The sequence below is a fragment of the Flavobacterium sp. 21.1 genome (assembly GCF_057801535.1).
On record NZ_JBYNXA010000002.1, the window covers coordinates 394825 to 421649 of the forward strand.

The window sequence follows — 26825 nt, forward strand, 5'->3', positions numbered from 1 at the left end:
AAGTAAATGGCAAAGAATTTAGTGATCGTTGAGTCACCGGCAAAGGCGAAAACCATAGAGAAGTTTTTAGGAAGCGAGTATCAGGTAGAATCAAGCTACGGACACATCGCCGACTTACCTTCAAAGGAAATTGGTGTAGATGTGGAGAATGGTTTCAAACCGAAATATGAAGTCTCTCCGGATAAAAAAGCCTTGGTGAGTAAATTGAAAACGTTATCTAAAGCTGCCGATATGGTTTGGTTGGCTTCCGATGAGGACCGCGAGGGAGAGGCTATTTCATGGCACTTGGCGGAAGAATTAAAATTGGATCCGAAAAAGACCAAACGTATCGTTTTTCACGAAATCACGAAAACTGCTATACAGAAAGCAATCGAAAATCCAAGAGGTATTGATTATAACCTAGTGAATGCGCAACAGGCGAGAAGGGTTTTGGACCGTTTGGTGGGTTATGAATTGTCACCGGTTTTATGGCGTAAGATCAAAGGCGGATTGTCTGCCGGTCGTGTGCAGTCGGTATCGGTTCGTCTGATCGTGGAACGTGAACGTGAAATCCAGAACTTCAATGCAGTTGCTTCTTATTCGGTTGTAGCCGAATTTACAAATGAAGCGGGAAGAGCGTTTAAAGCGAAATTGCCAAAGAACTTCAATACGAAAAAAGAAGCCGAAGATTTTCTGAATCAGAATATCGGCTCTATATATAAGGTAGCGGATTTGGAAACAAAACCTACCAAAAAATCACCAGCAGCTCCTTTTACAACATCAACTTTACAACAGGAAGCGGCCCGTAAATTGTATTTGCCGGTTGGAATTACCATGCAGTTAGCACAGCGTCTGTATGAGGCCGGACTTATTACTTATATGAGAACGGACAGTGTGAACCTTTCCAAAGAAGCAATGGATGCTGCGCAGGCTGAAATCATCTCATCTTACGGAAAAGAGTTCTCTAAGCCGAGAACGTTTGCTACCAAAAGCAAAGGGGCACAGGAAGCGCACGAAGCGATTCGTCCGACAGATATGACACGTCATTCGGTAAACATTGATCGCGATCAGGCACGTTTATATGATCTGATCTGGAAAAGAACCTTGGCGTCTCAAATGAGCGATGCCGAATTGGAGCGCACCAATGTTAAAATCGAAGCGAATAATCACAGTGAACTTTTTGCAGCAACCGGTGAAGTGATCAAATTTGAAGGCTTCCTGAAAGTGTATCTGGAAGGTCACGATGATGATGAAGAAGAACAGGAAGGGATGTTGCCGGCCATGAAAGTCAGCGAAAGACTTCAGAATAATTACATTACAGCAACGGAACGATATACACGTCCTGCTGCCCGTTATACCGAAGCGTCTTTAGTGAAAAAGCTGGAGGAACTGGGGATCGGACGTCCGTCAACTTATGCGCCGACAATTTCGACTATCATCAACAGAAATTATGTTGAGAAAGGGAACTTGGAGGGTCAGGAAAGAAAATATACGCAATTAGTGCTTCAATCCGGGAAAATGGAAGAGAAGCAACTAAAAGAAAATACGGGTTCGGATAAAGGAAAATTAGTTCCAACCGATATCGGAACTATTGTAACCGACTTTTTGGTTAAGAATTTCGAAACAATCCTTGATTATAATTTCACTGCAAAAGTAGAGCAGGATTTTGACGAAATTGCTGAAGGAAATATCGAATGGGCTAAAATGATGAGCGATTTTTACAATCATTTCCATCCAACGGTTAAAAATGTTGAAGAGAATGCCGAGAGAGAAAGCGGTGAACGTATTTTAGGAACGGATCCGAAAACCGGAAGGCAAGTGAGTGTTCGTTTGGGTAAATTTGGGCCAATGGCACAAATCGGAGATGCTGATGACGAGAACAAGCAGTTCGCAAGTTTGCGTACGGAACAGAATATCGGCAGTATCACTTTGGAAGAAGCATTGAATCTGTTTTTACTTCCAAAAGTGTTAGGTACATATATAGGAGAAGAAGTGGAAGTGAGCAATGGACGTTTTGGTCCTTATGTGCGTCATGGAAGTGTATTTATTTCTTTACCGAAAGGAGAAGATCCATTGGATGTAACCATGGAAAGAGCGCAAGAGCTTATTGATGAGAAAGCGAAAGCTGATGCGCCGATCGCCATGTATAAAAATGAGCCGGTTCAGAAAGGGGTAGGCCGTTTTGGTCCTTTCATCAAATGGAATGGTGTGTTTATTAATGTAAGCAAGAAATATAATTTTGATAATCTTTCACAATCCGATGTGGAAGAATTGATCGAAGATAAATTGCAGAAGAATATCGATAAGGTTATCCATAATTGGGAATCCGAAGGAATTGTTGTGGAAAAAGCACGTTGGGGTCGTTCGGTTATCCTTAAAGGAAAAATTAAAATCGAATTGAGCAAGGATGTGGATGCGGCGGCAATGACATTAGAGCAAGTGAAGGAATTGATTGAGAAAAAAACTCCGGCAAAGAAAACCGCAGCCAAAAAAACAACAACTAAGAAAGCACCTGCTAAAAAGAAATAACTATGGTATTTGATTTTTTTCAACCACTTGATTCTGAGTTTTTTGAGTTCGTTCAGGGCTTGAGCAGTCAGGCGTTGGGTAAAAAAGTTGTTTTTCATTCGGAAGCCGAATTTCCGGTTATCGAAAAAGCTGCGATTGCAATTATCGGTGTGACGGATAACCGTGGTTCGGGTGAAGGGAACTACGATGTGGATCTTACACATGTGCGTAAAGAGTTTTACAGTCTGTTTCCGGGAAACTGGGAATCACAGATTGTGGATTTGGGAAATATTGTTCCGGGGAATTCATTGGAAGATACTTATTATGTGTTGAAAAATGCTGTGGCGCATCTGATAAAGAATAAGGTTGTTCCCGTTGTTATTGGCGGATCGCAGGATTTGACGTATGCCATGTACCGTGCTTACGACCAGTTGGAGCAAATGGTGAATGTGGTTTCTGTAGACAGTAAATTCGATTTTGCGAAGGAGACCGGTGTGCCGGCAAATTCTTTTTTGTCAAGTATGATTGTAGAAGAGCCGTCTAATTTGTTCAATTATAGCAACATCGGATATCAGACGTATTTCAATTCACAGGAAGAAATCGATTTGATAGAGAAATTGTATTTTGATGCCTACCGCTTGGGGGAAATTTGCAATAATTCGGCCATAGCGGAGCCTGTTTTCAGAGATGCAGACCTGGTTTCGGTAGATTTGACTTCCGTAAAATCGGCGGATTCAGGAAATTTTGTGAAATTTAATCCCAATGGATTCAATGGAAAGGAAATTTGTGTACTTTCGCGCTACTCCGGAATCAGCGATAAGGTGACTTCGTTTGGAGTGTTCAATCATAACGGTTCTGTGGCAGAATCTGTATTGGCAGCGCAGGTTCTTTGGTATTTTATTGAAGGATTTCATTATCGTTCCAAAGAATATCCGTTTGGGGATAGAGAAGAGTATTTGAAATATATTGTTCCGCTTGAAGATGAAGAGTTGATTTTCTTTAAAAGCGATAAGACCGAGAGATGGTGGATAGAAATACCTTTTTTGTCGGGTATTAACAATAAATTAAGAAGAAGTACGTTATTACCATGCACCTATGAAGATTATTTGGGTGCGATAAGTCAGGAAATTCCTGAAAGATGGTGGAAAGCGCAGAAAAAAAATTTAGTATAAATAGAAAGAATTGCGATAAGCCTTGTCTGTTTTGTGACAATTTGTTTTTTTTTAAGTTTTTTTTAGGTAAAAAAATTGTTTTTTAAAAAATAAATAGATAGGTTTACGCCCTTAAAAATGTATATATAATTAACCCAGATTTATATGAAGAAGTTCATAGCATTTACAGCACTTGTTTCATTGTTCTTTAGTAGCTGTCACAAAAACGACAGAGGAGAGCTAGTAGGAGTTAAAGGAAGAAAATGGCATCCAGAGAAGCCATTTGGAATGACTTTGGTTCCTGGCGGTGCATTTATTATGGGAAAATCAGATGATGATTTAGCTAATGTTCAGGATGCTCCCACTAAAACGGTTACTGTACGTTCATTCTATATGGATGAAACGGAAATTACAAATAGTGAGTACCGTCAGTTTGTGGAATGGGTAAAGGATTCAATTACCAGAACAAGATTGGCTATTCTTGCTGATGAACAAGGTATAAAACCTGGTGGAGGAAACGGGAAAACTGGAAGTATTGGTGATTTTGCCTTTAAAGATCAGGATCCTGCTAAAATGTCTGCGTATGATAAATATATGTATGAGAACTATTATAGTGTTGGTACCGATGAGGATCCATACGCTGGAAGACGTTTGAATAGAAAAGTTAAATTGCATAATGATGTTCAGAAATATCCGGACGAGCACTATGTAGAGGTAATGGATTCGTTGTATTTACCGGCTACAGAATCATATAACGGATTAAGAACATTTGATGTTTCTAAATTGAAATTCCGTTATACGTGGATGGATATTCAGGCAGCTGCAAAAGATAAAACTGTTGGAAGCAGCAGAACTAAGAGAAGTAAGTACATGAAAACTGAAAATGTTGAGATCTATCCGGATACAACAGTTTGGATCAAAGACTTTGCTTACTCTTATAATGAGCCAATGCATAATGATTATTTCTGGCACCAGGCGTATGGTGAGTATCCTGTAGTTGGGGTATCTTGGAAACAGGCTAAGGCGTTTTGTGCATGGAGAACTATGAATAAGAATTCATACATCAAAAAGAAAAAAGGAAGAGATCAGGTGAACTCATTCCGTTTGCCAACAGAGGCAGAGTGGGAGTATTCAGCTAGAGGAGGTCTGGAGTCAGGAACTTATCCTTGGGGAGGTCCTTATGCTAAAAATGACAGAGGTTGTTTCTTAGCTAACTTTAAGCCAAACCGTGGAGATTACGCTGCAGACGGTGCTTTATATACTGTAGAAGCAAAATCGTATGAGCCGAATGAATATCACTTATATAATATGGCTGGTAACGTAGCTGAGTGGACGGATTCTTCTTATGATCCTGCAGCTTACGAGTACGTGTCAACAATGAACCCGAATGTTCCGGATTTATCGAACATGCGTAAAGTAACACGTGGAGGTTCTTGGAAAGATGTTGCTTATTTCTTACAGGTAAGTACACGTGATTATGAATATGCTGACTCTGCAAGATCTTATATCGGATTCAGAACAGTTCAGGATTACATGGGTACAAGCAACACGAAAAACCAAAAATAATTCGAAAAAATTAACCAATTTTTATATTAACTTAACTAACTAAAATTTATTTATTATGGCAGTATTACCAAAAAAAGTGATGAGTTTTGCCTACGGTATGGGGGCAGCAGTAGTAATTATCGGAGCATTATTTAAAATTATGCACTGGCCAGGAGCAGGAACATTCCTTATCATTGGTTTGGGAACTGAGGCTTTAATCTTCGGATTGTCAGCTTTCGAAACTGAAACAGAATTGGATTGGACTTTGGTTTACCCGGAATTAGCTGGAGGTGAAGCTAAAAAGAAAGAAGCTAAGAAAGTTGAAAACCCAACAGAAGCTCAAGGTTTGTTATCTCAGAAATTAGATAACATGTTGAAAGAAGCTAAAATTGACGGTGAGTTAATGGCAAGTTTAGGAAACAGCATTAAGAACTTCGAAGGTGCTGCTAAAAACATGGCTCCAACAGTTGATGCTATCGCTTCTCAGAAAAAATATGCTGAAGAAATGGGCTTAGCAGCTACTCAGTTAGAGACTTTGAACGGTATGTATAAAGTACAGTTAGAAAGCGCTACTCGTAATGCTGAAATCAACCAGGAAGTTGCTGAAAACAACTTAAAATTAAAAGATCAAATGCAATCATTGACTGCAAACTTATCTTCATTAAATAATGTATATGGCGGAATGCTTTCTGCAATGAGTAACAGAGGCTAATTAGTTTCAAAATCATTAACTTTTTTTAAAAACTAATTAGAAAATGGCAGGAGGAAAATTAAGTCCTAGACAGAAGATGATTAACCTAATGTACCTGGTTTTCATCGCGATGTTGGCATTAAATATGTCAAAAGAAGTATTAACAGCTTTCGGTTTGATGAATGAGAAATTCGAAGGTGTTAATAAATTCTCTGAAGAATATAACGGAAGCTTATACGGTCAATTAGAATCTAAAGCTGGAGAAAATGCTGCACAGTTTGGTGCTCCGTTTGCAATGGCTAAAGAAGTTAAGCCGATCGTTAAGGAATTTAACGATTATATCCAGGCTTTAAAGAATGATGTCACTAAAGATATTGAAAAAGATAAGGATGGTAAATTACCATACGAGTCTATGGATAAAGGTGATAAAATTGATGAGGCATGGTTTAGCGGTGACGGATATTCTAAAAAAGGAAAAGAAATCATTGCTGCTTTTGATAAATTCAAAAGCGGAATTGCTGGAGTTATCGGTAAGGATGTGAAGTATCAGATCATCATGAAAGATTTGAATGCTAAATTCAGTACTGCTGATGTTAAAGATCATGAAGGTGTAACTAAATTATTTTTAGATTACCACTTCAAAGGATTCCCTGCAGTAGCATCTTTAACAAAATTATCTGCTATTCAAAGTGATATCAAAAAAACAGAGCAGGATATTTATAATGCTTTGATTGGTAACACAACTGCAAAAGCAGCGTCTATGTCAAACTACAAAGCTATTGTAGTTTTCGAAAAGTCTGTAGTTTTCCAAGGAGAGGCTGTTAAAGGAAAAGTAGTATTAGGTCGTTATGATGAATCAACTGTTCCTAACTCTTTCAATGTAAACGGAGCTAGCTCTAAAATTGAAAACGGTCAGGCAGTATTCAACGCTACAGCTGGTGGTGTAGGTGAAAAAGAAATCTCTGGTAAATTTACATTTATCGAAGATGGAAAATCTATCCCGGTTGAGTTCAAAGAGAAGTACGTTGTAGTACCAAGACCAAACTCAGCTAACATCTCTGCTGATAAAATGAATGTTGTTTATAGAGGGTTAGCTAACCCGATGACAATTTCATTTGCTGGTATCTCTGATGATAAAGTAAGTGCTTCTGCTCCAGGTTTAGCTAGAGCTGGTAAACCAGGTCAGTATAACTTGACGCCAGGTTCAGGTACTGAAGTTCTTGTTAGCGTGACTGGTAAATTACCTGACGGTAAATCAGTTGTTGATAAAAAATCTTTCCGTATCAAGAATATTCCTGCTCCAATGGGTGCTATCGGAGGAACTACTGGTAGTGCAAAAGGTGCTAAATCTAGATTGGAAGTATCTCAGATTTCTGCTAAGCTTGAAGATTTCGCATATGACTTACAATATCAAGTTACTCAGTTTACATTTAAAGCTCCTGGACAGGCTGCTGTAATTGTAAATGGTGACAGAGTTAATGCTCAGTGTAAAGCAGCTATGTCTAAAGCAGGTAGAGGTGATGTGATTACTATCTCTGATATTAAAACTAAGATTATTGGTGTTTCTGGGATTATACCTCCTAGAGTTTCTCCAGTAGTTTACGAAATTCAATAATCATTTAAGTACAGTAACTTAAATAACTTTAATTTTAGAACATGAAATTGAGAAATTTTTTAGTAGTCTTTTTTGCAATGGCAGGAAGCTATGCATCTTTGGCACAGTCTAACTTGTTGAATGCTAAAACTCCAGCTGAAATAGGGAAGAAAACTGCTGCGCAAATGAATGCCGATAACGATAAGCCATTGCCTTACGGGTATGTGCACGATCGCGATATCTTAATGGGTAAAGCAATCTGGGAAGTGATTGACCTTGATGAAAGGGTTAACTTTCCTTTGTATTATCCTATTGACTCGGTAAACATTGGTAGCGACAGACGTTCTCTTTTTGATGTTCTTTTAAAAGGTATTAAAACCGGTAAAATTACAGAAGTTTATACTGATGACTACTTTAATACTAAGAAGACATTAAAAGATATGGCTTCGTCTTTCACTTACATTGATACTACGCAGGCAGGTCGTGATGAGATCAATACTTATTATGATGACTATTTTCCGAAAGCGAAAACTGTTAAAAAGAAAGTTGACGGTAGATGGGTAACTGAAACGGTTCCTGGAACTCCAACTAAAGTTTTGGATCCTCAGTATATCGATAAGAGAGAATTGACAGGAATTGATATTTCCGGTTACAAAATTAAAGGTTACTGGTATTTTGATAAAAGACAGGGTGAATTGAAATACAGAATGTTGGGTATTTGTCCAGTGGCTCCGGAAGCGAGAGAGATTGGTGCAGAAAACCCTGACGTGATCGAATTGTTCTGGGTATACTTCCCGTCAATCCGAAATGAATTACATGAAGCCAAAGCTTTCAATGACAAGAATTCAGCTATGCCGCTTACGTTTGACCACTTGTTAAATGCACGTCGTTTCAGCGCCGTAATTTATAAAGAAGAGAATGTATACGGAGATAGAAAAATTGAAGACTACATGAAAGAGAACTCTCAGATGCAATTGTTAGAATCTGAGCGTGTAAAAGAAAAAATCCGCAACTTCGAACAGGATATGTGGAACTACTAGTAGTAAATTCTTTTTAATTATATAAAAACTCTCACCATAACGGTGAGAGTTTTTTATTTTTGTACCATGATAGATTATTTAATTGTTGGGTCCGGTATCGCCGGAATTTGTTTTGCCGAAACGGCGCTTCAAAATGGTAAATCATTCCTTGTTGTAGAAGATTATTCCTCTTCCTCTTCAAATGTGGCAGGGGGGCTATATAATCCGGTTATTTTAAAGCGTTTCAGTCAGGTTTGGCAGGCAAATGAGCAATTGGAGTATGCACTGCCGTTTTATGCTAAAATCGAAGATCGACTCCAGGTTGTTTTTGATTATAAAATACCGGTTTATCGCAAATTTGCTTCCATTGAAGAGCAAAACAACTGGTTTCAGGCTGCCGATAAACCTTCACTGTCACCTTTTCTGTCTACAAAACTCATTCAGAAACAATACAAATCGATTTCATCTGAATTTGGATTCGGGGAAGTTTTGCATACAGGTTATGTGGATACAGCCACTTTTATAACCTCTTATGTCGAATATCTGCAAAAGAATAATCTGATCGTAAACGAAACGTTTGATTATGCTCAGATAGACATTCTTGAGGAAGCGGTGAAGTATAAAGACATCGAAGCGAAGCATATTATTTTTGCTGAAGGATTCGGATTGCGTAACAATCCCTATTTTAATCAATTGCCTTTAGACGGTACAAAAGGAGAATTGCTGATAATCAAAGCGCCGGAATTGAATCTGGATGTGGTTTTGAAGGCCAGTATTTTCATATTGCCAATAGGGAACGATTTGTTCAAGGTGGGTGCGACGTACAATTGGGACGATAAGACCGATACGCCAACCGAAGAAGGAAAGCAGGAATTAATAAATAATTTAAAAGAACTAATTGATTGTGATTTTGAAATCATAGATCATTTTGCCGGGGTGCGTCCAACGGTAAACGATCGTCGACCATTAGTGGGAACGCATGCAGAATTTAATAGGTTGCATATCCTGAATGGACTTGGAACCCGAGGCGTAATGCTCGGTCCTTTTTTAGCAAGGGAATTGTACAGTCACATTGAAAATGGCAAAACATTGGACATGCAGATCGATATCAAACGGTTTGTAAAAAAGAAGAGATAATTACTTATTGTTTTTCCAGTCTTTGTCGAAATGGATGAAGATGTTGATCCAAATGTTTCGGGACAACCTCATGATGACCGGCATAAAGCCAATTAATGTGGCAATTATAGCAATGAAAGAGGTCTTAAGATTTGCATGTAAGAATAGGTGCGTGATTACAAAGGATGCAACTCCAAACGCAATTCCAACACCGTAACTCACATACATCGCGCCATAAAAAAAGGAAGGTTCGATTTTATATCGCGTTCCACAATGGCTGCAGGTCTCATGCATTTTTAGAGTATTCGATAAATGGTACGGGTTTTTGTCAGAATACATGCTCTCTTCCTGACATTTAGGACAACTTCCTGTTAAAATGCTGTTTAGTTTGGATCCTTTTTTTAACATTTGCAAAAAAATTTATGTAAAGGTAAATCATTTGTTGATTTGCCTTGGTAACATCAGTACTATATTATGCTTAATATTCACAATTTGTCGGTTTCTTTTGGTGGGACTTTTCTGTTTGAAGAGGTAACTTTTCGTTTGGGCGCCGGAGACAGAGTAGGTTTGGTTGGTAAAAACGGAGCCGGAAAATCCACTATGCTTAAAATTTTGTCCCGTGATTTACAGCCGGATTCCGGAAGTATTGCCACAGAAAAAGAGGTGAAGATCGGTTTCCTTCGTCAGGATATTGATTTCGTTAAAGGAAGGTCCGTTTTGGAAGAAGCGTATCAGGCTTTTGAGGAAATCAGAAATGCCGAATTAAAAATCGATGAAATCAATCACCAGCTGGCTACAAGAACGGACTATGAAAGTGCAGGCTACTCGGAATTGATTGAGCAATTAGGTGATGTTACCCATCATTACGAAATTTTAGGTGGATACAATTATGTTGGTGAAACGGAAAAAATCTTATTGGGATTAGGATTCAAGCGCGAAGAGTTCAATAACCAGACCGATACTTTTTCAGGAGGTTGGAGAATGCGTATCGAATTGGCTAAACTGTTACTTCAAAGCAATGATATACTATTGCTGGATGAGCCTACCAATCACCTTGATATCGAAAGTATCATCTGGCTGGAGAGTTTCCTTCGAACCTTTCCGGGCGTAGTGGTGATTGTTTCCCACGATAAAATGTTCCTGGACAATGTGACCAACCGCACGATTGAAATCTCCTTAGGAAAAGCATACGACTTCAACAAACCGTATACGGAATATTTGGTATTGCGTCAGGAAATCCGTGAGAAGCAATTGGCTACCCAAAAAAATCAGGCCAAGAAAATAGAAGAAACGGAAAAACTGATCGAGAAATTCCGAGCCAAAGCATCCAAAGCTTCTATGGCACAATCCTTAATTAAGAAATTGGATAAGGTGGAACGCATCGAAGTGGACGAAGACGATAATTCGGTCATGAACATTTCGTTTCCCGTTTCAATTACACCGGGACGTGTGGTTGTGGAAGCGGAGCACGTAACCAAAGCATATGGTGAAAAAACCATTCTAAAAGATATTAACCTGTTGGTGGAACGCGGAAGTAAAATCGCTTTCGTAGGTCAGAACGGACAGGGGAAATCTACTTTCATGAAAGCCATCGTAAACGAATTCGAATTCGGAGGAAGCATAAAATTAGGGCACAATGTGCAGTTGGGGTATTTTGCCCAAAACCAGGCCGAATATCTGGATGGCGAAAAAACCTTGCTGGATACAATGATCGAAGCGGCTACCGATACGAACCGTTCCAAAGTGCGCGATATGTTAGGGGCTTTTCTTTTCCGCGGGGATGATGTAGAGAAAAAGGTAAAGGTGCTTTCTGGAGGCGAAAGAAACCGTTTGGCGTTGTGCCGACTGTTATTACAGCCTATAAACGTACTTGTAATGGATGAGCCGACAAATCACCTGGATATTAAGTCGAAAAACGTTTTAAAGGCCGCTTTACAACAATATGAAGGGACTTTGTTGTTGGTGTCTCACGACCGTGATTTCCTTCAGGGGATGTCAAATATCGTATACGAATTCAAAGATCAGAAGATCAGGGAGTATTTAGGTGACATCAATTTCTTCTTAGAGCAACGTAAAATGGAAAACATGCGGGAAGTGGAGAAGAAAGATGTTGTGGTAAAAGAAACACCCAAAGAAAATAAATCACTTTCCTACGACGAACAAAAAAAGAACAAATCACTGCAAAACCGTCTGAGTAAAATTGAAAGTCAGATTCAGCAGTTGGAAAAAAATATTCAGCACGACGACAAGGCTTTGGCGGATAACTACGACAAACACGCCGGAGATGCTAATTTCTTTGCGGCGTACGAAAAGAAAAAGAAAGATTTGGATCAGTTGTTGGAAGAGTGGGAAAACGTTCAAATGGAACTGGAAACGATATGAAATGTTTTCGGAGCGAATGGCTTGGGCTAAGAATATACCATTTTCCCGCTGTTCGCTCTATCTTTTTTTGCCATTTATCAAAGCAAAAAAAGGATGCCGCTTCCATCGGGGCTAGAGAATCACTTGGGGTATTCTTTGATGGTTTTTTAGCTGCAAACTGTTACTTTCTGACCACTGCTCCTGAATACTGCGTTCTGCAACCTGCCTTCTATTTAAAAGGGTTCCGTTCCTGCCAAATCGTTTCCGGTTCGAGTGATTTGAAAATCCTGCCGGCAAAACGGTTAATCAGCGGATTCGAATGCTGAATAAAACCAACCATTTCATAAGGCTTCGCGCCTACAGAACTTTTAATTTCCAAAGCCGTTCGGGCAAAAACAATTCCTTTGTATTGTTTTTTAATGGAATAGTTGATCATATCGTAAAGCATGTTCAGATAGACCATCATTTCCTTTTGATGCTCGTCATCATATCCTAAAAAATAGGTGTCAATAACGCTACCATTTTTAATTAGTGTGTTGAACCCGATTAATTTGTCTTCCAGAAAATAGCCGTAAAAAAGGAAATTATGGCCCAATTGCTTTTTGAGTTCGTAAAAATGGTTTTCCGATAAAAAGAACGTGTTGAAAGGCGCATTCTTGGCTACATTGTGATAAAGTGCATTGAGCGTTGCGTTGTGCTGCTCAATTTCGGCCAGATTCATTTTTCGCTTTTCAATCCCGTCCAGTTTTTTATGGGCTCTTTTGTACTGGTCGCGGTATTTTTTGCTTAAAGCGCCAATGTAATCTTCTTCGGTTTTCCAGTTATCGGCTATCGAGAAAATCATATTCGGTTGGGTCGAGAACTTGTAAAACGACTGGAATTCCGGCGCTTCTAAAACATCTTTTTCGTGGGTGAAAAAATCCTTAAACGTAGTCAGGTGGACTTTTTTGCCTTTTTTCTTAAATCGGGACTGAAGTTCCAGAGCTGCTTCATGCAATAGTGTAACGCCTTCATTTGGATTAAGCTCTTTTGCGAAAATAAACGCGTTTTGACCGGTAAGCATATTGTTACCCATGAATAAGACATGAGAAGTAAAGTTTCGGAATACAAAATTTCGAACCGAAGTTTTAATGCAATTGTCGCGTTCTCCGAAAGAATCCACTAAGTTCAGATCCAGAAACTGGGAAAGGGCGATGCCTATAAGTGTCTTATCGTTAAATAAGCCAATGTAATGACAGGTCATGTTTTTTGGCGCTGATTGGTCCAATGCTTTGAGATAATCAGTCGAAAGAAAAATATTGGAAACAGCCAAAGCATCCCATGAATCAGGAAGTTCTGTTGCTGAAGAAAATATTTTATAATGATAAGGCAGCTTCATAAAGACAAAAATCGCCCTACAAATGTAGAGCGATTGTGCTATAATAAAATGTTAATTTTTATTTCCATCCGCAGATGATTGCGCCCATGATAGTTAGGGAAACAATCCAATAGCCGGCGTTAATCAACATGTATTTCCAGGATTTTTGTTCAAACAATCCATTAACGGAAGTGATTGGTAAAACAATAAAGAGCCCTGATAAGAAACCGTGAAGTGCTCCATGCTTAAATGTGCGGAAGGCATCACCATAATCCGCCATAAAAGCAGCGTAAGAGGGAAGGGCCTTGTCTGCATAAGCTGGTCCGCCTATCATCGCGAATGCTCCCATCTGATGGATTACCAGACTTGGGACAGCTGAAGAAAGCAGTAATGAATAGAAGATTGTTAATCCGAAAATTTTAAGCATGTTTCCCTGTTTGGCTTTTTCTTCAGTCATTCCCGTTTCTTGCATCCAGATCGTTCCGAAAACTTTTGGGTTGTACCATACAAATCCGACAAGCAAAGTGACCAGCGAGGCTACCAGTACTGCTGCAAAGTTAAATTCCATAAAATGTTGTTGTTTTTGGTTGATTTTCAAATCTAGTAATAAAAAGCCAAATAAAAAAACCACCAACTTTCGTTGATGGTTTTGATGTATTGTAGAAATGAATTTACTCCGCTGCGACTAACTTGCTTGCGCTTCTGTAGGTAAATTCATTAAAGATATGGCGTTTTGCAAAACGATTTGGTGATTCTGCATTGATCATTTTGATGTACGTGTTTTTCGGAACCCCAAAATATTCAAACTGATTACCGTCCAGGAAACTGATGTATAAAACCCCATTGTCCATGTAGAATTCCAAAATATTGGATGTAGTCGTAGTTTTGATGTATTCTTCCTTGTCTTTCTCAAGGGTTTCCGGTGCGATGCTTACTAAAAAGTGATAGGCTTCTATGACTAGTTTGCTTCTTTCTTCTGCCGCTAAACGTTCAACAGGGTCGGCAATGGTGTCCGGATGGTCTTCCTTCATGCTTTTTCTGTAGATTGTTTTTAATTCTTTTAATGTTGCTGTTTTAGTAACATCCAGTAATTTTCTGTATTCGGCAATTTTTTTTGTATTCATAAAGTAAAAAATAAAAGCGATTCTTTAGTGAAACGTTTTGATTAACAAGAAGATAAATCTTAAAATATAAGAAATAAGCAACTTCAGTTTATTTAAAAAAAAAGAGAACCAAAATGATTCTCTTCTTAGTAGCGGGAACAGGACTCGAACCTGTGACCTTCGGGTTATGAGCCCGACGAGCTGCCTACTGCTCTATCCCGCGATGTACGGTTTGTATTCTCAATATTTTCTTAGTAGCGGGAACAGGACTCGAACCTGTGACCTTCGGGTTATGAGCCCGACGAGCTGCCTACTGCTCTATCCCGCGATGTTTCGAGTGCAAAGGTACACCGAAATTTGACACATACAACAAAAAAGATAAAAAAACTTTAAAATTTCTTCTATTCGCTTGTTATGACTACCTTTGTAGGCTAAAATTTTTACTATGTCACACAAAGCAGGTTTTGTAAACATCATCGGAAATCCAAATGTTGGAAAATCGACACTAATGAATGCTTTCGTAGGGGAACGCCTTTCAATCATTACATCTAAGGCACAAACCACCCGTCACCGTATTCTTGGTATCGTAAATGGAGAGGATTTTCAGGTATTGTTTTCAGATACCCCGGGAATCATCAAACCGGCCTATGAATTGCAGAATTCAATGATGGATTTTGTAAAATCGGCTTTTGAAGATGCTGACGTTTTGGTGTACATGGTGGAAGTAGGTGAAAAGGAACTGAAAGACGAAGCCTTTTTCAACAAAATCATTCATTCCAAAATACCGGTGCTTTTATTATTGAATAAAATCGACAAATCCAATCAGGAACAATTGGAAGAACAGGTAAACCTGTGGAAGGAAAAAGTGCCTAATGCAGAACTTTACCCGATTTCGGCATTGGAAAATTTTAATGTGAAAGAGGTTTTTAACCGTATACTGGAATTGCTTCCCGAGTCACCGGCCTATTATCCGAAAGATGCGTTAACGGACAAACCGGAACGTTTCTTCGTAAACGAAACCATCCGTGAAAAAATCCTTTTGCATTACGATAAGGAAATCCCGTACGCCGTAGAAATCGAAACCGAAGAATTTATTGAAGACGAGGATATTATCCGAATTAAATCGGTAATCATGGTGGAACGTGATACACAGAAAGGAATTATCATCGGGCACAAGGGGTCGGCGATAAAAAGAGTAGGAATAGAAGCCCGCCAGGATCTGGAAAAATTCTTTGGAAAACAGATTCACATCGAAATGTTCGTGAAAGTCAACAAAGACTGGAGAAGCAATGCATATCAGTTGCGCCGTTTCGGGTACAATCAGAAGTAAGAAATTAGAAAATAGAGTCAGGAGACAAGAGATAAGATGTTGGAATTCACTCGAATTTCGCGTCTTAAATTATAAAAGCGTACTTTTGCGCAAAATTTAATAGAAATGAACAATATCGTAGCCATTGTAGGAAGGCCAAATGTTGGAAAATCAACCTTTTTCAACAGGTTAATTCAAAGAAGAGAAGCTATCGTTGACTCGGTGAGCGGAGTAACCCGTGACCGTAATTACGGAAAAAGCGAATGGAACGGAAAAGAGTTTTCGGTCATAGATACGGGCGGATATATTAAAGGTTCAGATGATATTTTTGAAGGCGAAATCCGTCGTCAGGTAGAATTAGCCATTGATGAAGCGGATGCTATCATTTTTATGGTAGATGTAGAAGAAGGAATCACGCCAATGGATGCCGAAGTGGCAAAATTGCTTCGTAAGGTTACCAAGCCAATTCTTATCGCGGTTAATAAAGTGGATAATGCGATGCGTGAAAAAGACGCGATCGAGTTTTATAATCTAGGGTTAGGTGAATATTTCACCATTGCTGGTATGAGCGGTAGTGGAACCGGAGAACTTTTGGATAAACTGGTAGAAGTGTTGCCGGAATTGCCGGATGCAATGGAAGAAGAAAATCCATTACCGCGTTTTTGCGTGGTAGGACGTCCTAACGCCGGAAAATCATCTTTTATAAATGCTTTGATTGGAGAAGATCGTTTTGTGGTTACCGATATCGCAGGAACAACACGTGATGCCATCGATACCAAATACAATCGTTTCGGATTTGAATTTAATTTAGTGGATACGGCAGGAATTCGTCGTAAAGCGAAAGTGAAGGAAGATCTTGAATTTTACTCGGTTATGCGTTCGGTTCGTGCCATTGAGCATTCGGATGTCTGTATCCTTATGATTGATGCTACCCGTGGTTTTGAAGGTCAGGATCAGAATATTTTCTGGTTGGCGGAGAAAAACCGCAAAGGAATCGTGATTTTGGTGAACAAATGGGATTTGGTGGAGAAAGATACTATGTCAGCACGTGATTATGAGGCGCAAATCCGCAAAGAACTTGAGCCGTTTACTGATGTGCCGATTCTTTTCGTATCCGCACTTACAAAACAGCGTTTACTTAAGGCCTTGGAAACTGCTGTTGAAGTTTTTGAAAACAGAAAACAGCGTATCACTACGTCTAAATTCAATGAAACGATGTTGCCGATCATCGAACGTACTCCGCCACCGGCATTAAAAGGAAAGTACGTAAAAATCAAATACTGTATGCAGTTACCAACGCCAACACCACAATTCGTGTTTTTCGCCAACCTGCCGCAATATGTAAAAGATCCTTACAAAAGATTCATAGAAAATCAACTGCGCCAGATCTATAATTTTTCGGGAGTGCCTATAGATATTTACTTCAGACAGAAATAGTGTGTTAAATTTTATACAATAAATAAAATTCTTACATAATAAAAACTTTATTTTGCGGTTTTAATGAGAAATCATTTTAACCGCAATTTTTATTTAATGTCCAAACAAATTTTCATTTTCGTTCTTTCGCTGTTTTCAGTGTGTGCTTTCTCCCAGAAATCCTTTTATATCAAAGGAAAAATCATTGAAGAAAATACCAAACTTCCCCTGGAGTCCGCAACGGTCTATCTTTCGATGGCCAAAGATTCTTCTCTGGTAGACTACACGATTACCGATAAAAACGGAAATTTTTCATTGCCTGTTAAAAAGATAACACAACCCGTTTTCTTAAAAATATCTATGGAGGGTTTTGAAAGCTATAAGAAAAGTTTCGATGAACTGCTAAAGACTACGGATTTTGGCTTAATTACTTTAAAAGAACAATCCAAAATGTTAGAAGAGGTCGTGATTAAAGCGGAGGCACCTCCTATCCGTATTAAAAAGGATACATTAGAGTTTAATGTGGCTTCTTTTAAGGTAAGACCCGATGCTAATGTTGAAACGTTGTTAAAGCAGTTACCCGGTGTAGAGATTGACGCAGAAGGTAAAATCACGGTCAACGGGAAAGAAGTGAACCAGATTTTGGTCAACGGTAAACCATTTTTTGATAAAGACGGAAAGGTGGCATTGCAGAATCTTCCATCGGATATCATCAATAAAGTACAGATTTCGGATACTAAAACGAAACAGGAAGAACTTTCCGGTAAGTCCGCCAGTTCCAATAACGCCAGTATCAATTTGACTATTGATGAAGACAAAAACAAAGGATTATTCGGGAAATTTATGGGCGGATACGGAACGGATGACCGTTATGAGGTCAGCGGACTGGCGAACTATTTCAAAAATAAAAGAAAGTTTAGTGTTTTGGCGTCTTCCAATAATATTAACTCGGTTGGTTTTTCCATGGATGAAATATTCGATAACATGGGAGGCGGTCGAAGCCGTTCGGGATATTACAATGATAACGGGTCATTCGGGGTCAACGGAATGCGTTTTGGCGGCGGTAACGGGATCACACAATCGGATATTGTGGGGGTTAACTATTCCGACGAATGGATTAAGGATTTTGAATCTTCGGGAAGTTACTTTTTTTCGGATCAGCATACCAAAAATAACAACAGGGTAAAACAGGCTAACTTTTTGCCTACAGGAGGAATCATAACCGAAAGTAATTCACAGACGACTTCGGATCGCTTCGGACACAATGCGAATTTTGAATTTGAATATAAGATCGATTCCACAACGTCTGTGGTTTATATGCCGAAGTTTTCAAAATCACACGGAAAAGACAGGGATAAATCGTTCCAGTCTTCAACAGATGAAAATAATGTTCTTTTGAATGAAAGCACTTCCAATACTTTTGATGAAAGCGATGGGAACAGTTTTAAAAACGCACTCTATTTCAATAAAGGCTTCAAGAGAAAAGGGCGCTATCTGAATGCCTCTCTTGATACTGAGAATAATAAAGACGAAATAAATTCCACCAATACATCCACCACCATTTTTTATGAAGGGGCAGAGCCTGACGATATCAGGGACCAGTTAAAAAAGAACAGAAATCTGAAGGATAGGTACAACGTTGGGATAAACTATTCGGAACCTGTGGTTGATTCGTTAAGTGTGAATATCGGTGTTGGAAATGAATGGAACCGAACTTCCCAAGACCGTGAAGCCTTTGATTTTGATGCCGTGTCGCAATCTTATTCTAATCCGAATGCGATCTTGACAAACTACATGTCTCAGTCCGTGAAAACAATTCGTCCAAATGCGGGATTTAGCTTGGAAAAGAAGAAAATTACCTTCAGTATGTCCGGTGGTACGGCAATTGCGCATTTTGACAATCATTCCTTTTATCTGGGAAATACAACCGATCTGAATAAAAATTATATGATTCCTTTTGGAAGTATGTATCTTAATTACAAGTTGAGTAAATCAAAATCGATTTGGGTAAATTATAATTTTGAATTTGATTTTCCTACAGCCAGCCAGGTATTGCCGGTAGTGGATTCTTCCAATCCGTTGAATACTTTTGTCGGGAACCCCAATTTGGAGCTGACTAAAAACCACAGTGTCTATCTGAATTTCAATAACTACGATTACGCTACCCGCTCAGGGGTATATCTGTACGCAGGCGGGGATTTCTTCGAAAGTCAGATTGTGTCTTATACGTTGTATGGACAGGGAGGTCAGCGCACGACTACCTATGTGAATGTTTCGGATACATATTCTTCTTATGGAGGCGCAAGTTGGAGCAAGACTGTTAAAAAGGAAGCTCATAAATACCGCTTCGGATTAGGCGTCAATTCCAATTTCGGACTGTCAAAAGGATTTACAAACGGAGAAATGTATGATGCCAAAGCTTTACGTCTGACACCAAGAGTGTTCTTTAATTATGATTATGGTGAATTGTTAACGGTTTCTCCTTCTTATAATTTCTCGTATAACGAAACTAATTATACTAATTATACGATCAGTTCTTCGGTTAACAGGATACACAGGTTCAATCTTCAGACTACAAATTACTGGCCTAAGAACTGGGTTTTCGGAAATGATTTCGGATATACCTACAATTCCAATATTTCAGATGGTTTTAAAAAGGATTTCTACCTGTGGAATACCAGTTTGTCCTACAGTTTTTACGACAAAAAGTTTACGGCAAAAGTCAAAGTGTATGACATGTTGAATCAGAATCAAAGCGCTACAAGAACGATATCGGCAACGACTATCAGAGACGAAGAAAACACGGTGCTGAAACGTTATGCCATGTTTTCCCTTACCTATAAAATTGAGAAGTTTGCCGGTAAAGAAAAACCATCCCGCGGTGGATTCCGCTAAAAAAAAAGAGACTGCTTTGGCAGTCTCTTTTCAATTAATCGAAATTTTAGTTGCTTATTTTATGTTGACAATTCATGTTTTTCTGGTTTGTCGCTATACCAATCTTTAAACTTTTTAGTGGTTTTGTAATTGTCTGTAAGCACGGTGTAAACCATATAAGGTACAAGAAAACTACCCAAAATAAATAAACTGCTTATCAATGGCAAAGGTATGTTTGTCTGACATAAGCCAGCGAAAATAAACACAAACGCCGTGGTAAACCAAACCAGTTTAATTGCATAATTTTTCATGACCTTTATAGTTTTAATAAAGGTACGCTGAATCATCGAAGTGTTGTGTTAAGGATACTACAATGAGTTCTTAATGGCTTTTAGTACGGTAAATAAGGTGAAATAAAAAAGAGATTGCAGGTGCAACCTCTTTTTGTTATCTGTTTACTGCAATCTGCCGACTGTGTTTACCAGCTTCCTCCAGCTCCTCCTCCGGAGAAGCCTCCTCCTCCAAAGCCGCCACCGAATCCGCCTCCGCCAAAACCACCTCCGGAGCTTCCGCCTCCAAAGCCTCCGCGGCCCAAGCTGCTCAGAATGATGATGTCGCCTAGGCTGGGACCGGAAAAACGACCACCGCTGCTGCCACCGCCACGCTTGTTTCTGGAAATGATCGCGATGATGATTATGAAGAGAATGACAAAGAAAATAATTTTTCCTCCGCCGGTTGATTTATCGCCTTTTCGTTCTCCTTTGTATTTTCCTTTTAAGACATCGAAAATAGCATCAGCACCTTTGTTTAAACCATTGTAATAACTTCCGGCTTTAAATTCAGGAATGATGACGTTACGAACCAGTTCACCGGTGATTCCGGCCGTCAGTCGGTCTTCAACGCCATACCCCGGAGCAATCCATATTTCTCTGTCGTTTTTGGAAAGTAAAACCAAAACACCATTGTCTTCCTTGGCCTGCCCGATACCCCATTCATGGGCCCATTTTGGCGTCAGAATACCAATGTCTTCCCCCTTTAGGTCTTCAATGGTGATGACCACAATTTGTGTCGTGGTCGAGTCCGAATACCTAACCAGTTTGTCTTCCAGTTGTTTTTTTTCCGTGGAACTTAACAAATTAGCGTAATCGTAAACACTAGTCTGAAAACTTGGTTTTTCAGGAATTGTAAACTGCGAAAAAGCAAAGCCGCTGGTAAAGAGTAAGGAAAAGAGAAGGATGACTTTAAAAATCCTTATGGAATTTGAAATTTTCATGATCTGGATTTTTTAGTAACTATCCTTTGGATATTTCGTTTGATAATTCGTCAGCGTCATCGTCCCTAAATGGAAAATGTTTTTTTAAGCTATCTCCCGCCTTTAGGATTCCTTCTACCAAACCTTTTTTAAACTGATTGTTTTTAAAATGGGCGATGACCAGGTCTTTGGTAGCGTTCCAGAAATCATCTTCAACGACATCGTCAATTCCTTTATCGCCCAAAATGACAAAGGAATGGTCCTGCACACCAACATAAAACAAAACACCGTTTTTGGCTTCGGTTTTATCCATTTCCAATGCGTGAAAAACCTCCTTAGCTCTTTCCATCGGAGGTTTTTCAGCATGTGCCTCTATATGAACTCTGATCTCGCCGGAAGTGTTTTTTTCGGCCAATGAAATCGCATTTACAATTTCTTTTTCGTCTTCCGGGGTTAGAAAATCTTCGGTTAACGACATTGCTTATTTGTCAAAATTAAATTCTACGTCCACTGGTTTTTCAGCTCCTGCAACGGCATCGAAGAATGGTTTTTCTTTGTATTCGCCCAAGAACCAGTTGTTAGGGATTTTAAGGATATAGTTGTTGTAGCTCTGAACTGATTCGTTAAAACGTGTTCTTGCAGTTAAGATCTGGTTTTCCGTGCTTGCTAATTCGTCCTGTAATTTCAGGAAGTTAGCATTTGCTTTTAAATCGGGATATTGTTCAACAGTTACCAATAATCTTGATAAAGCCGAAGAAACGCCACCTTGTGCCTGTTGGAACTGCGCCAGTTGCTCCGGAGTAACGTTAGAAGGGTCAATGGTTACCTGAGTAGCTTTTGCTCTTGCCTCAATAACGGCTGTTAAAGTCCCTTTTTCGAAATCAGCAGCCCCTTTTACGGTTTTAACTAAGTTACCGATAAGGTCGTTTCTTCTTTGGTAAGCCGTTTCCACATTACCCCATTCTTTACCTACTGCCTGATTTTCGCGAATAGCTCCGTTTTTGATTCCGATGTACCAAAACCCGATAATGGCCAGAATGACCACAATGATTAATATTGGTGCAAATTTTCTCATGATTTTTGATTTTAGTTGATTTTTGTTATTAGTCGATTGTTTGGTGAATTGTTACTTACAATTCGTTTTTAATATTGGTTAACTGTACTTTAATAGTTTCCAGTTTTCGTATGATTTCGAATTTGTCCAGCGTTTTTTTCTGGCCTTCTTTCAAATGGACTTTTGCTCCGTCCAATGTAAATCCGCGCTCCTTTACCAAATGATAGATCAGTTGCAGGTTTTTTACGTCTTCGGGAGTGAACATACGGTTCCCTTTAGCATTTTTTTTCGGTTTCAGAATATCGAATTCCTTGTCCCAAAAACGGATCAGGGAGGCGTTTACGTCAAAAGCCTTGGCCAGTTCGCCGATGCTGTAATATCTTTTTTCTGGTAAGTCTAAATGCATTTTTTTGTATGAGTTATGAGTTTTTCTCCAGACTCCTCTCTTTTCTATATTCTTTGTTCTATACTCTGTTTTTCTTCAGCTTAATCCAACGACTGGTTCTCCTGATTAGCAATCTGTGAAATTAAAACATATTCTTTGGCCGAAATCGAGCCGTAATAAAAATTCAGCGGATTGACCACTTTTCCGTTTTGATATACTTCATAATGTAAATGCGGCGCTTCACTTCTTCCGGTGCTGCCCACATATCCGATGACATCGCCTCGTTTAATTCGCTGGCCCGGTTTTGCCTTGTATTTGCTCAAATGAGCGTAGAGCGTTTTGTAACCATAGCCGTGGCGTATTTCAATATGATTCCCGTAGCCCGAAAGTGAGGCATCCGCTTTTTCCACGACACCGTCACCGGTAGCATAAATCGGAGTCCCGGTTCTTGCGGTGAAATCCATCCCTTTGTGGAACTTTCGCACTTTGGTAAACGGATCGCTTCTATACCCGAAACCGGAAGCCATCTGCCTTAATTCTTCATTTTTTACCGGTTGAATCGCGGGGATTGCCGCCAACAGTTTTTCTTTCCCTTTTGCTAATTTATGAATTTCATCTAACGATTTCGACTGAAAAACCATCTGGTTCGAAATAATGTCCAAACGCTTCGTGGTCGATATCACCAAATCCGAATTATTATAACCTTCCAGTTGTTTGTATCGGTTTGCACCCGGCTCTTCTCCTTTTCGTTTTTCCGCATCAATAGGCGAACTGTTGAAATAGGCGCGGTACACATTGTTATCCCTTTCTTCCAGATCACCCATCGTTTCGTTCAACTGGTCCACGCGCTTGTTCAATAGCTCATAATTGATTCGCATGTTTTCAACTTCGCGGGCCAGAATTCGGTCTTTCGGTGTTTCAAAATAGGAAGTATTCAAAAGCACTACAAAGCACAAAAAACCAAACAATGCCGAAGCTACCAGAAACAGTGCAAAATAGCCTAGCTTTCGCCCTTTTTTCGGTTTGATTTTCCGATAGGCTAATTTTTCAGGGTCGTAAACGTATTTTACCTTCGACATGTTCTAAAATATACTATTTTTGCAGCTTGTAAAATGGTGCTGATGAATCGGTTGTAGGGGTTATACGAACAAATTTAAAAAATGTTTCAAATTAATTGTTTTTTGAAGCGAAACATTTGGTTAACCATTTTACCTTTTGTAATCGAAATTGAAAATTAGTGGATTTGTTGATTTTGAGAATTTGTTGATTTGTGAATTTCCAAATAACCGAACAACCAAATAATCGAATATCCAAATCACCACATAACCAAATAAAAAAAATGAAATCACAAGACATTCGTAAGGCTTACCTTGATTTTTTTGAGAGCAAAGGACATTTGATCGTTCCTTCTGCGCCGATCGTTTTAAAAGACGATCCGACTTTGATGTTTAACAATTCCGGGATGGCTCAGTTCAAAGAGTTTTTCTTAGGGAACGGAACACCGAAATCGCCAAGAATCGCCGATACGCAAAAATGTCTTCGTGTATCGGGAAAACACAACGATTTGGAAGATGTAGGTTTTGATACGTATCATCATACCATGTTTGAAATGTTGGGAAATTGGTCTTTTGGCGATTACTTCAAAAAAGAAGCATTAGCTTGGGCTTGGGAATTCTTAACGGAAGTTTTGAAATTAGAAAAAGACCGTTTGTATGTTTCCGTATTTGAAGGTAATCCGTCTGAGAATGTTCCTTTCGATCAGGAGGCTTTCGATATCTGGAAGCAATATGTGTCAGAGGACAGAATCATCTTAGGGAATAAAAAAGACAACTTCTGGGAAATGGGCGATCAGGGACCATGCGGACCTTGTTCTGAAATCCATATCGACTTACGTACTGCAGAAGAAAGAGCTGCCGTTTCCGGTCGGGATCTGGTAAACGCCGATCATCCGCAGGTAGTGGAAATCTGGAATAACGTATTCATGGAATTCAACCGTAAGGCGGATGGTTCTTTGGAAAAATTACCGGCACAACACGTTGATACCGGAATGGGCTTCGAGCGTTTGTGTATGGCGATGCAAGGTGTGACTTCCAACTACGATACGGATGTGTTCACGCCGCTTATCGAAAAAGTAGAACAAATCACAGGTAAAAAATATACTAATAACGAAATTAAGGACATCAGCGAAGAGCAAAACAAAACCAATATTGCCATTCGCGTAATTGTAGACCACGTTCGTGCAGTAGCCTTCGCTATTGCTGATGGTCAGCTGCCGTCAAATGGTGGTGCTGGTTATGTAATCCGTCGTATTTTACGTCGTGCGATTCGTTACGGGTTTACGTTTTTAAATACAAAAGAGCCGTTTATCTATCAATTGGTTGAGGTTCTGGCAAATCAAATGGGGGCTTTCTTCCCGGAGATTGTAGCTCAGAAAAATTTGGTAGCTAACGTAATCAAAGAAGAAGAAGCTTCATTCTTAAGAACATTGGACCAAGGTTTACAGTTGTTGGAAAATGTTGTTGCTGAAACGAAAGGAAACGAAGTTTCAGGCGAAAAGGCATTCGAATTGTACGATACTTTCGGATTTCCTAAAGATTTGACTGCTTTGATCCTAAAAGAAAAAGGCATGTCCTTCAGCGAAAGCGAATTCGAGAAATCGATGGCAGAGCAAAAAGCCCGTTCACGTGCAGCTTCGGAAGTTTCTACGGAAGACTGGACTGTTTTGATCCCGGGTAATGTTGAAACCTTCGTAGGTTATGATCAAACGGAAAATGAAGTGAAAATCACCCGTTTCAGAAAAGTAGATTCTAAAAAAGACGGGAAATTATATCAGATCGTTTTAGATAACACACCGTTCTATCCGGAAGGAGGAGGACAGGTTGGTGATAAGGGAACTTTGGTTTCCGCAAATGAAACTATCGAAATTATTGATACCAAAAAAGAAAACAACTTAATTCTGCATTTCGCGAAAAACCTGCCCGAAAATGTAAACGGTACTTTGGTGGCAAAAGTAAATGCCGATTTACGTAACCATACAGCGAGCAACCACTCGGCAACCCACTTATTGCACCAGGCATTGCGTTCGGTTTTAGGAACGCATGTGGAGCAGAAGGGGTCATTGGTAGCACCAAATTATTTACGTTTCGATTTTTCTCATTTCGCAAAAGTGACGGATCAGGAATTGAAACAGGTGGAAGATTTCGTAAACGCGAGAATCCAGGAGCAATTGCCATTGATCGAAAGAAGAAGCATTCCGTTTGCACAGGCGATTGAAGAAGGTGCAATGGCATTATTCGGAGAGAAATACGGTGATAATGTGCGTGCTATCAAATTTGGTCAGAGCATGGAATTGTGCGGAGGAATCCACGTGAAAAACACAGGTGAAATCTGGCATTTCAAAATTACAAGTGAAGGTGCGGTTGCGGCCGGAATCCGTCGTGTGGAAGCGATTACCAACGATGCGGTGAAACAATTCTTCGCGGCTCAGGAATCGGCTTTGAAAGAAATTAAAGAGACGTTGAAAAATCCGCAGGATGTGATTAAGTCGGTTGTTTCTTTGCAGGATGAGAACGCAAAACTGAAAAAACAGATCGAACAGTTGTTAAAAGAGAAAGCGAAAAACCTGAAAGGGGAATTGGCTTCTCAATTACAAAATATTAACGGCGTTGATTTCTTAGCAGTTCAGGTGGATTTGGATGCTAACGGTGCTAAAGATCTGGCTTACGAGTTAGGACAGAACAAAGACAACCTGTTTTTGGTTTTAGCTACTGCAACGGATGACAAACCAATGTTAACTTCCTATATTTCAAAAGAATTGGTGGAAAGCAAAGGTTTAAATGCAGGACAGGTGGTTCGTGAATTAGGGAAATACATCCAGGGTGGTGGTGGAGGACAGCCGTTCTTCGCGACAGCCGGAGGAAAAAATGTAGGAGGAATTGCTGAAGCTTTGGAAAAAGCGGTTGAATTTGTGAAATAAAATATTTCAGGTTAATATTTAAGAACCCAAAATCATTTCGATTTTGGGTTTTGTTTTTTAAAACAATGACAATCAATAAATTATAATTTATTTAAGATTTTACTTCTGCAATAAAATTATCTTTGGAAACTTTCT

At 39.3% G+C, this 26825-nt stretch carries 22 protein-coding genes and 2 tRNA genes; 12 read left to right on the forward strand and 12 right to left on the reverse strand.

Annotated features, from left to right (window positions below; translation table 11 throughout):
• Positions 1 to 6 precede the first annotated feature (6 nt).
• The 7 genes from topA (at position 7) to AC3E9U_RS05175 (ending at position 9624) form a co-directional block, all read left to right on the forward strand.
• On the forward strand, positions 7 to 2508 hold the full coding sequence (gene topA / locus AC3E9U_RS05145) for a type I DNA topoisomerase (protein ID WP_488745840.1): 2502 nt from the start codon (positions 7 to 9) through the stop codon (positions 2506 to 2508).
• Positions 2509 to 2510: 2 nt separating this feature from the next.
• Positions 2511 to 3659, forward strand: coding sequence for a formimidoylglutamase (locus AC3E9U_RS05150; RefSeq protein WP_488745841.1), 1149 nt, complete (start codon positions 2511 to 2513; stop codon positions 3657 to 3659).
• Positions 3660 to 3803: 144 nt separating this feature from the next.
• Positions 3804 to 5204 carry a T9SS ring complex lipoprotein PorK/GldK gene (gene porK, locus AC3E9U_RS05155; protein WP_488745842.1) on the forward strand — a complete coding sequence of 467 codons (1401 nt, stop codon included), beginning with the start codon at positions 3804 to 3806 and terminating at the stop codon, positions 5202 to 5204.
• Positions 5205 to 5259: 55 nt separating this feature from the next.
• Complete coding sequence (gene porL / locus AC3E9U_RS05160; protein ID WP_488745843.1) at positions 5260 to 5895, forward strand: type IX secretion system motor protein PorL/GldL; 636 nt, start codon at positions 5260 to 5262, stop codon at positions 5893 to 5895.
• A 43-nt stretch (positions 5896 to 5938) separates the two neighbouring features.
• The gene (gene porM / locus AC3E9U_RS05165) at positions 5939 to 7489 is read left to right on the forward strand and encodes a type IX secretion system motor protein PorM/GldM (protein WP_488745844.1); all 1551 of its coding nucleotides are present in this window, start codon (positions 5939 to 5941) and stop codon (positions 7487 to 7489) included.
• A gap of 41 nt (positions 7490 to 7530) precedes the next feature.
• The gene (porN, locus tag AC3E9U_RS05170) at positions 7531 to 8508 is read left to right on the forward strand and encodes a type IX secretion system ring subunit PorN/GldN (RefSeq protein WP_488745845.1); all 978 of its coding nucleotides are present in this window, start codon (positions 7531 to 7533) and stop codon (positions 8506 to 8508) included.
• 66 nt (positions 8509 to 8574) lie between these two features.
• Entirely contained in the window at positions 8575 to 9624 is a 1050-nt protein-coding gene (locus AC3E9U_RS05175; protein ID WP_488745846.1) for an NAD(P)/FAD-dependent oxidoreductase, read from the forward strand.
• On the opposite strand, the gene AC3E9U_RS05180 is transcribed toward AC3E9U_RS05175, so the two are convergent.
• Positions 9625 to 10011: a DUF983 domain-containing protein gene (locus AC3E9U_RS05180; RefSeq protein ID WP_488745847.1), complete on the reverse strand. Its 387-nt coding sequence runs from the start codon at positions 10009 to 10011 to the stop codon at positions 9625 to 9627.
• 66 nt (positions 10012 to 10077) lie between these two features.
• On the opposite strand from AC3E9U_RS05180, the gene AC3E9U_RS05185 reads away from it, so the two are divergent.
• On the forward strand, positions 10078 to 11985 hold the full coding sequence (locus AC3E9U_RS05185; RefSeq protein WP_488745848.1) for an ABC-F family ATP-binding cassette domain-containing protein: 1908 nt from the start codon (positions 10078 to 10080) through the stop codon (positions 11983 to 11985).
• A gap of 208 nt (positions 11986 to 12193) precedes the next feature.
• Here the strand turns inward: AC3E9U_RS05185 and AC3E9U_RS05190 are convergent, their stop codons facing one another.
• The 5 genes from AC3E9U_RS05190 to AC3E9U_RS05210 form a co-directional block, all read right to left on the reverse strand.
• The gene (locus tag AC3E9U_RS05190; protein ID WP_488745849.1) at positions 12194 to 13342 is read right to left on the reverse strand and encodes an 8-amino-7-oxononanoate synthase; all 1149 of its coding nucleotides are present in this window, start codon (positions 13340 to 13342) and stop codon (positions 12194 to 12196) included.
• Positions 13343 to 13400: 58 nt separating this feature from the next.
• Entirely contained in the window at positions 13401 to 13889 is a 489-nt protein-coding gene (locus AC3E9U_RS05195) for a DUF1761 domain-containing protein (protein ID WP_488745850.1), read from the reverse strand.
• Between the two features lie 103 nt (positions 13890 to 13992).
• Positions 13993 to 14445: a KTSC domain-containing protein gene (locus AC3E9U_RS05200; RefSeq protein ID WP_488745851.1), complete on the reverse strand. Its 453-nt coding sequence runs from the start codon at positions 14443 to 14445 to the stop codon at positions 13993 to 13995.
• A 129-nt stretch (positions 14446 to 14574) separates the two neighbouring features.
• Positions 14575 to 14647 (reverse strand) — tRNA-Met (locus AC3E9U_RS05205).
• 32 nt (positions 14648 to 14679) lie between these two features.
• Positions 14680 to 14752: transfer RNA gene (locus tag AC3E9U_RS05210), tRNA-Met, on the reverse strand.
• Positions 14753 to 14869: 117 nt separating this feature from the next.
• Here AC3E9U_RS05210 and era point away from each other — a divergent pair.
• From era to AC3E9U_RS05225, 3 genes are all read left to right on the forward strand, one after another.
• On the forward strand, positions 14870 to 15754 hold the full coding sequence (gene era, locus AC3E9U_RS05215; RefSeq protein ID WP_244340212.1) for a GTPase Era: 885 nt from the start codon (positions 14870 to 14872) through the stop codon (positions 15752 to 15754).
• A gap of 105 nt (positions 15755 to 15859) precedes the next feature.
• Positions 15860 to 17170, forward strand: a complete 1311-nt coding sequence (der, locus tag AC3E9U_RS05220) for a ribosome biogenesis GTPase Der (protein WP_488745852.1) — start codon at positions 15860 to 15862, stop codon at positions 17168 to 17170.
• A gap of 96 nt (positions 17171 to 17266) precedes the next feature.
• Positions 17267 to 20044, forward strand: coding sequence for an outer membrane beta-barrel protein (locus AC3E9U_RS05225; RefSeq protein ID WP_488745853.1), 2778 nt, complete (start codon positions 17267 to 17269; stop codon positions 20042 to 20044).
• 59 nt (positions 20045 to 20103) lie between these two features.
• Here the strand turns inward: AC3E9U_RS05225 and AC3E9U_RS05230 are convergent, their stop codons facing one another.
• The 6 genes from AC3E9U_RS05230 to AC3E9U_RS05255 all read right to left on the reverse strand — a co-directional run bounded on the left by AC3E9U_RS05230 (position 20104) and on the right by AC3E9U_RS05255 (position 23793).
• The gene (locus AC3E9U_RS05230) at positions 20104 to 20334 is read right to left on the reverse strand and encodes a hypothetical protein (protein WP_488745854.1); all 231 of its coding nucleotides are present in this window, start codon (positions 20332 to 20334) and stop codon (positions 20104 to 20106) included.
• Between the two features lie 167 nt (positions 20335 to 20501).
• On the reverse strand, positions 20502 to 21296 hold the full coding sequence (locus tag AC3E9U_RS05235; RefSeq protein WP_488745855.1) for a TPM domain-containing protein: 795 nt from the start codon (positions 21294 to 21296) through the stop codon (positions 20502 to 20504).
• A 19-nt stretch (positions 21297 to 21315) separates the two neighbouring features.
• Positions 21316 to 21753 (reverse strand): TPM domain-containing protein, encoded by a 438-nt coding sequence (locus tag AC3E9U_RS05240; RefSeq protein ID WP_488745856.1) that lies wholly within the window; start codon positions 21751 to 21753, stop codon positions 21316 to 21318.
• A gap of 3 nt (positions 21754 to 21756) precedes the next feature.
• Complete coding sequence (locus AC3E9U_RS05245; protein WP_488745857.1) at positions 21757 to 22350, reverse strand: LemA family protein; 594 nt, start codon at positions 22348 to 22350, stop codon at positions 21757 to 21759.
• A gap of 55 nt (positions 22351 to 22405) precedes the next feature.
• Positions 22406 to 22735 (reverse strand): MerR family transcriptional regulator, encoded by a 330-nt coding sequence (locus tag AC3E9U_RS05250; RefSeq protein ID WP_488745858.1) that lies wholly within the window; start codon positions 22733 to 22735, stop codon positions 22406 to 22408.
• An 80-nt stretch (positions 22736 to 22815) separates the two neighbouring features.
• Positions 22816 to 23793, reverse strand: a complete 978-nt coding sequence (locus AC3E9U_RS05255; protein WP_488745859.1) for a M23 family metallopeptidase — start codon at positions 23791 to 23793, stop codon at positions 22816 to 22818.
• Positions 23794 to 24053: 260 nt separating this feature from the next.
• Here AC3E9U_RS05255 and alaS point away from each other — a divergent pair, with 260 nt between their 5' ends.
• On the forward strand, positions 24054 to 26690 hold the full coding sequence (gene alaS / locus AC3E9U_RS05260) for an alanine--tRNA ligase (RefSeq protein ID WP_488745860.1): 2637 nt from the start codon (positions 24054 to 24056) through the stop codon (positions 26688 to 26690).
• Positions 26691 to 26825 lie beyond the last annotated feature (135 nt).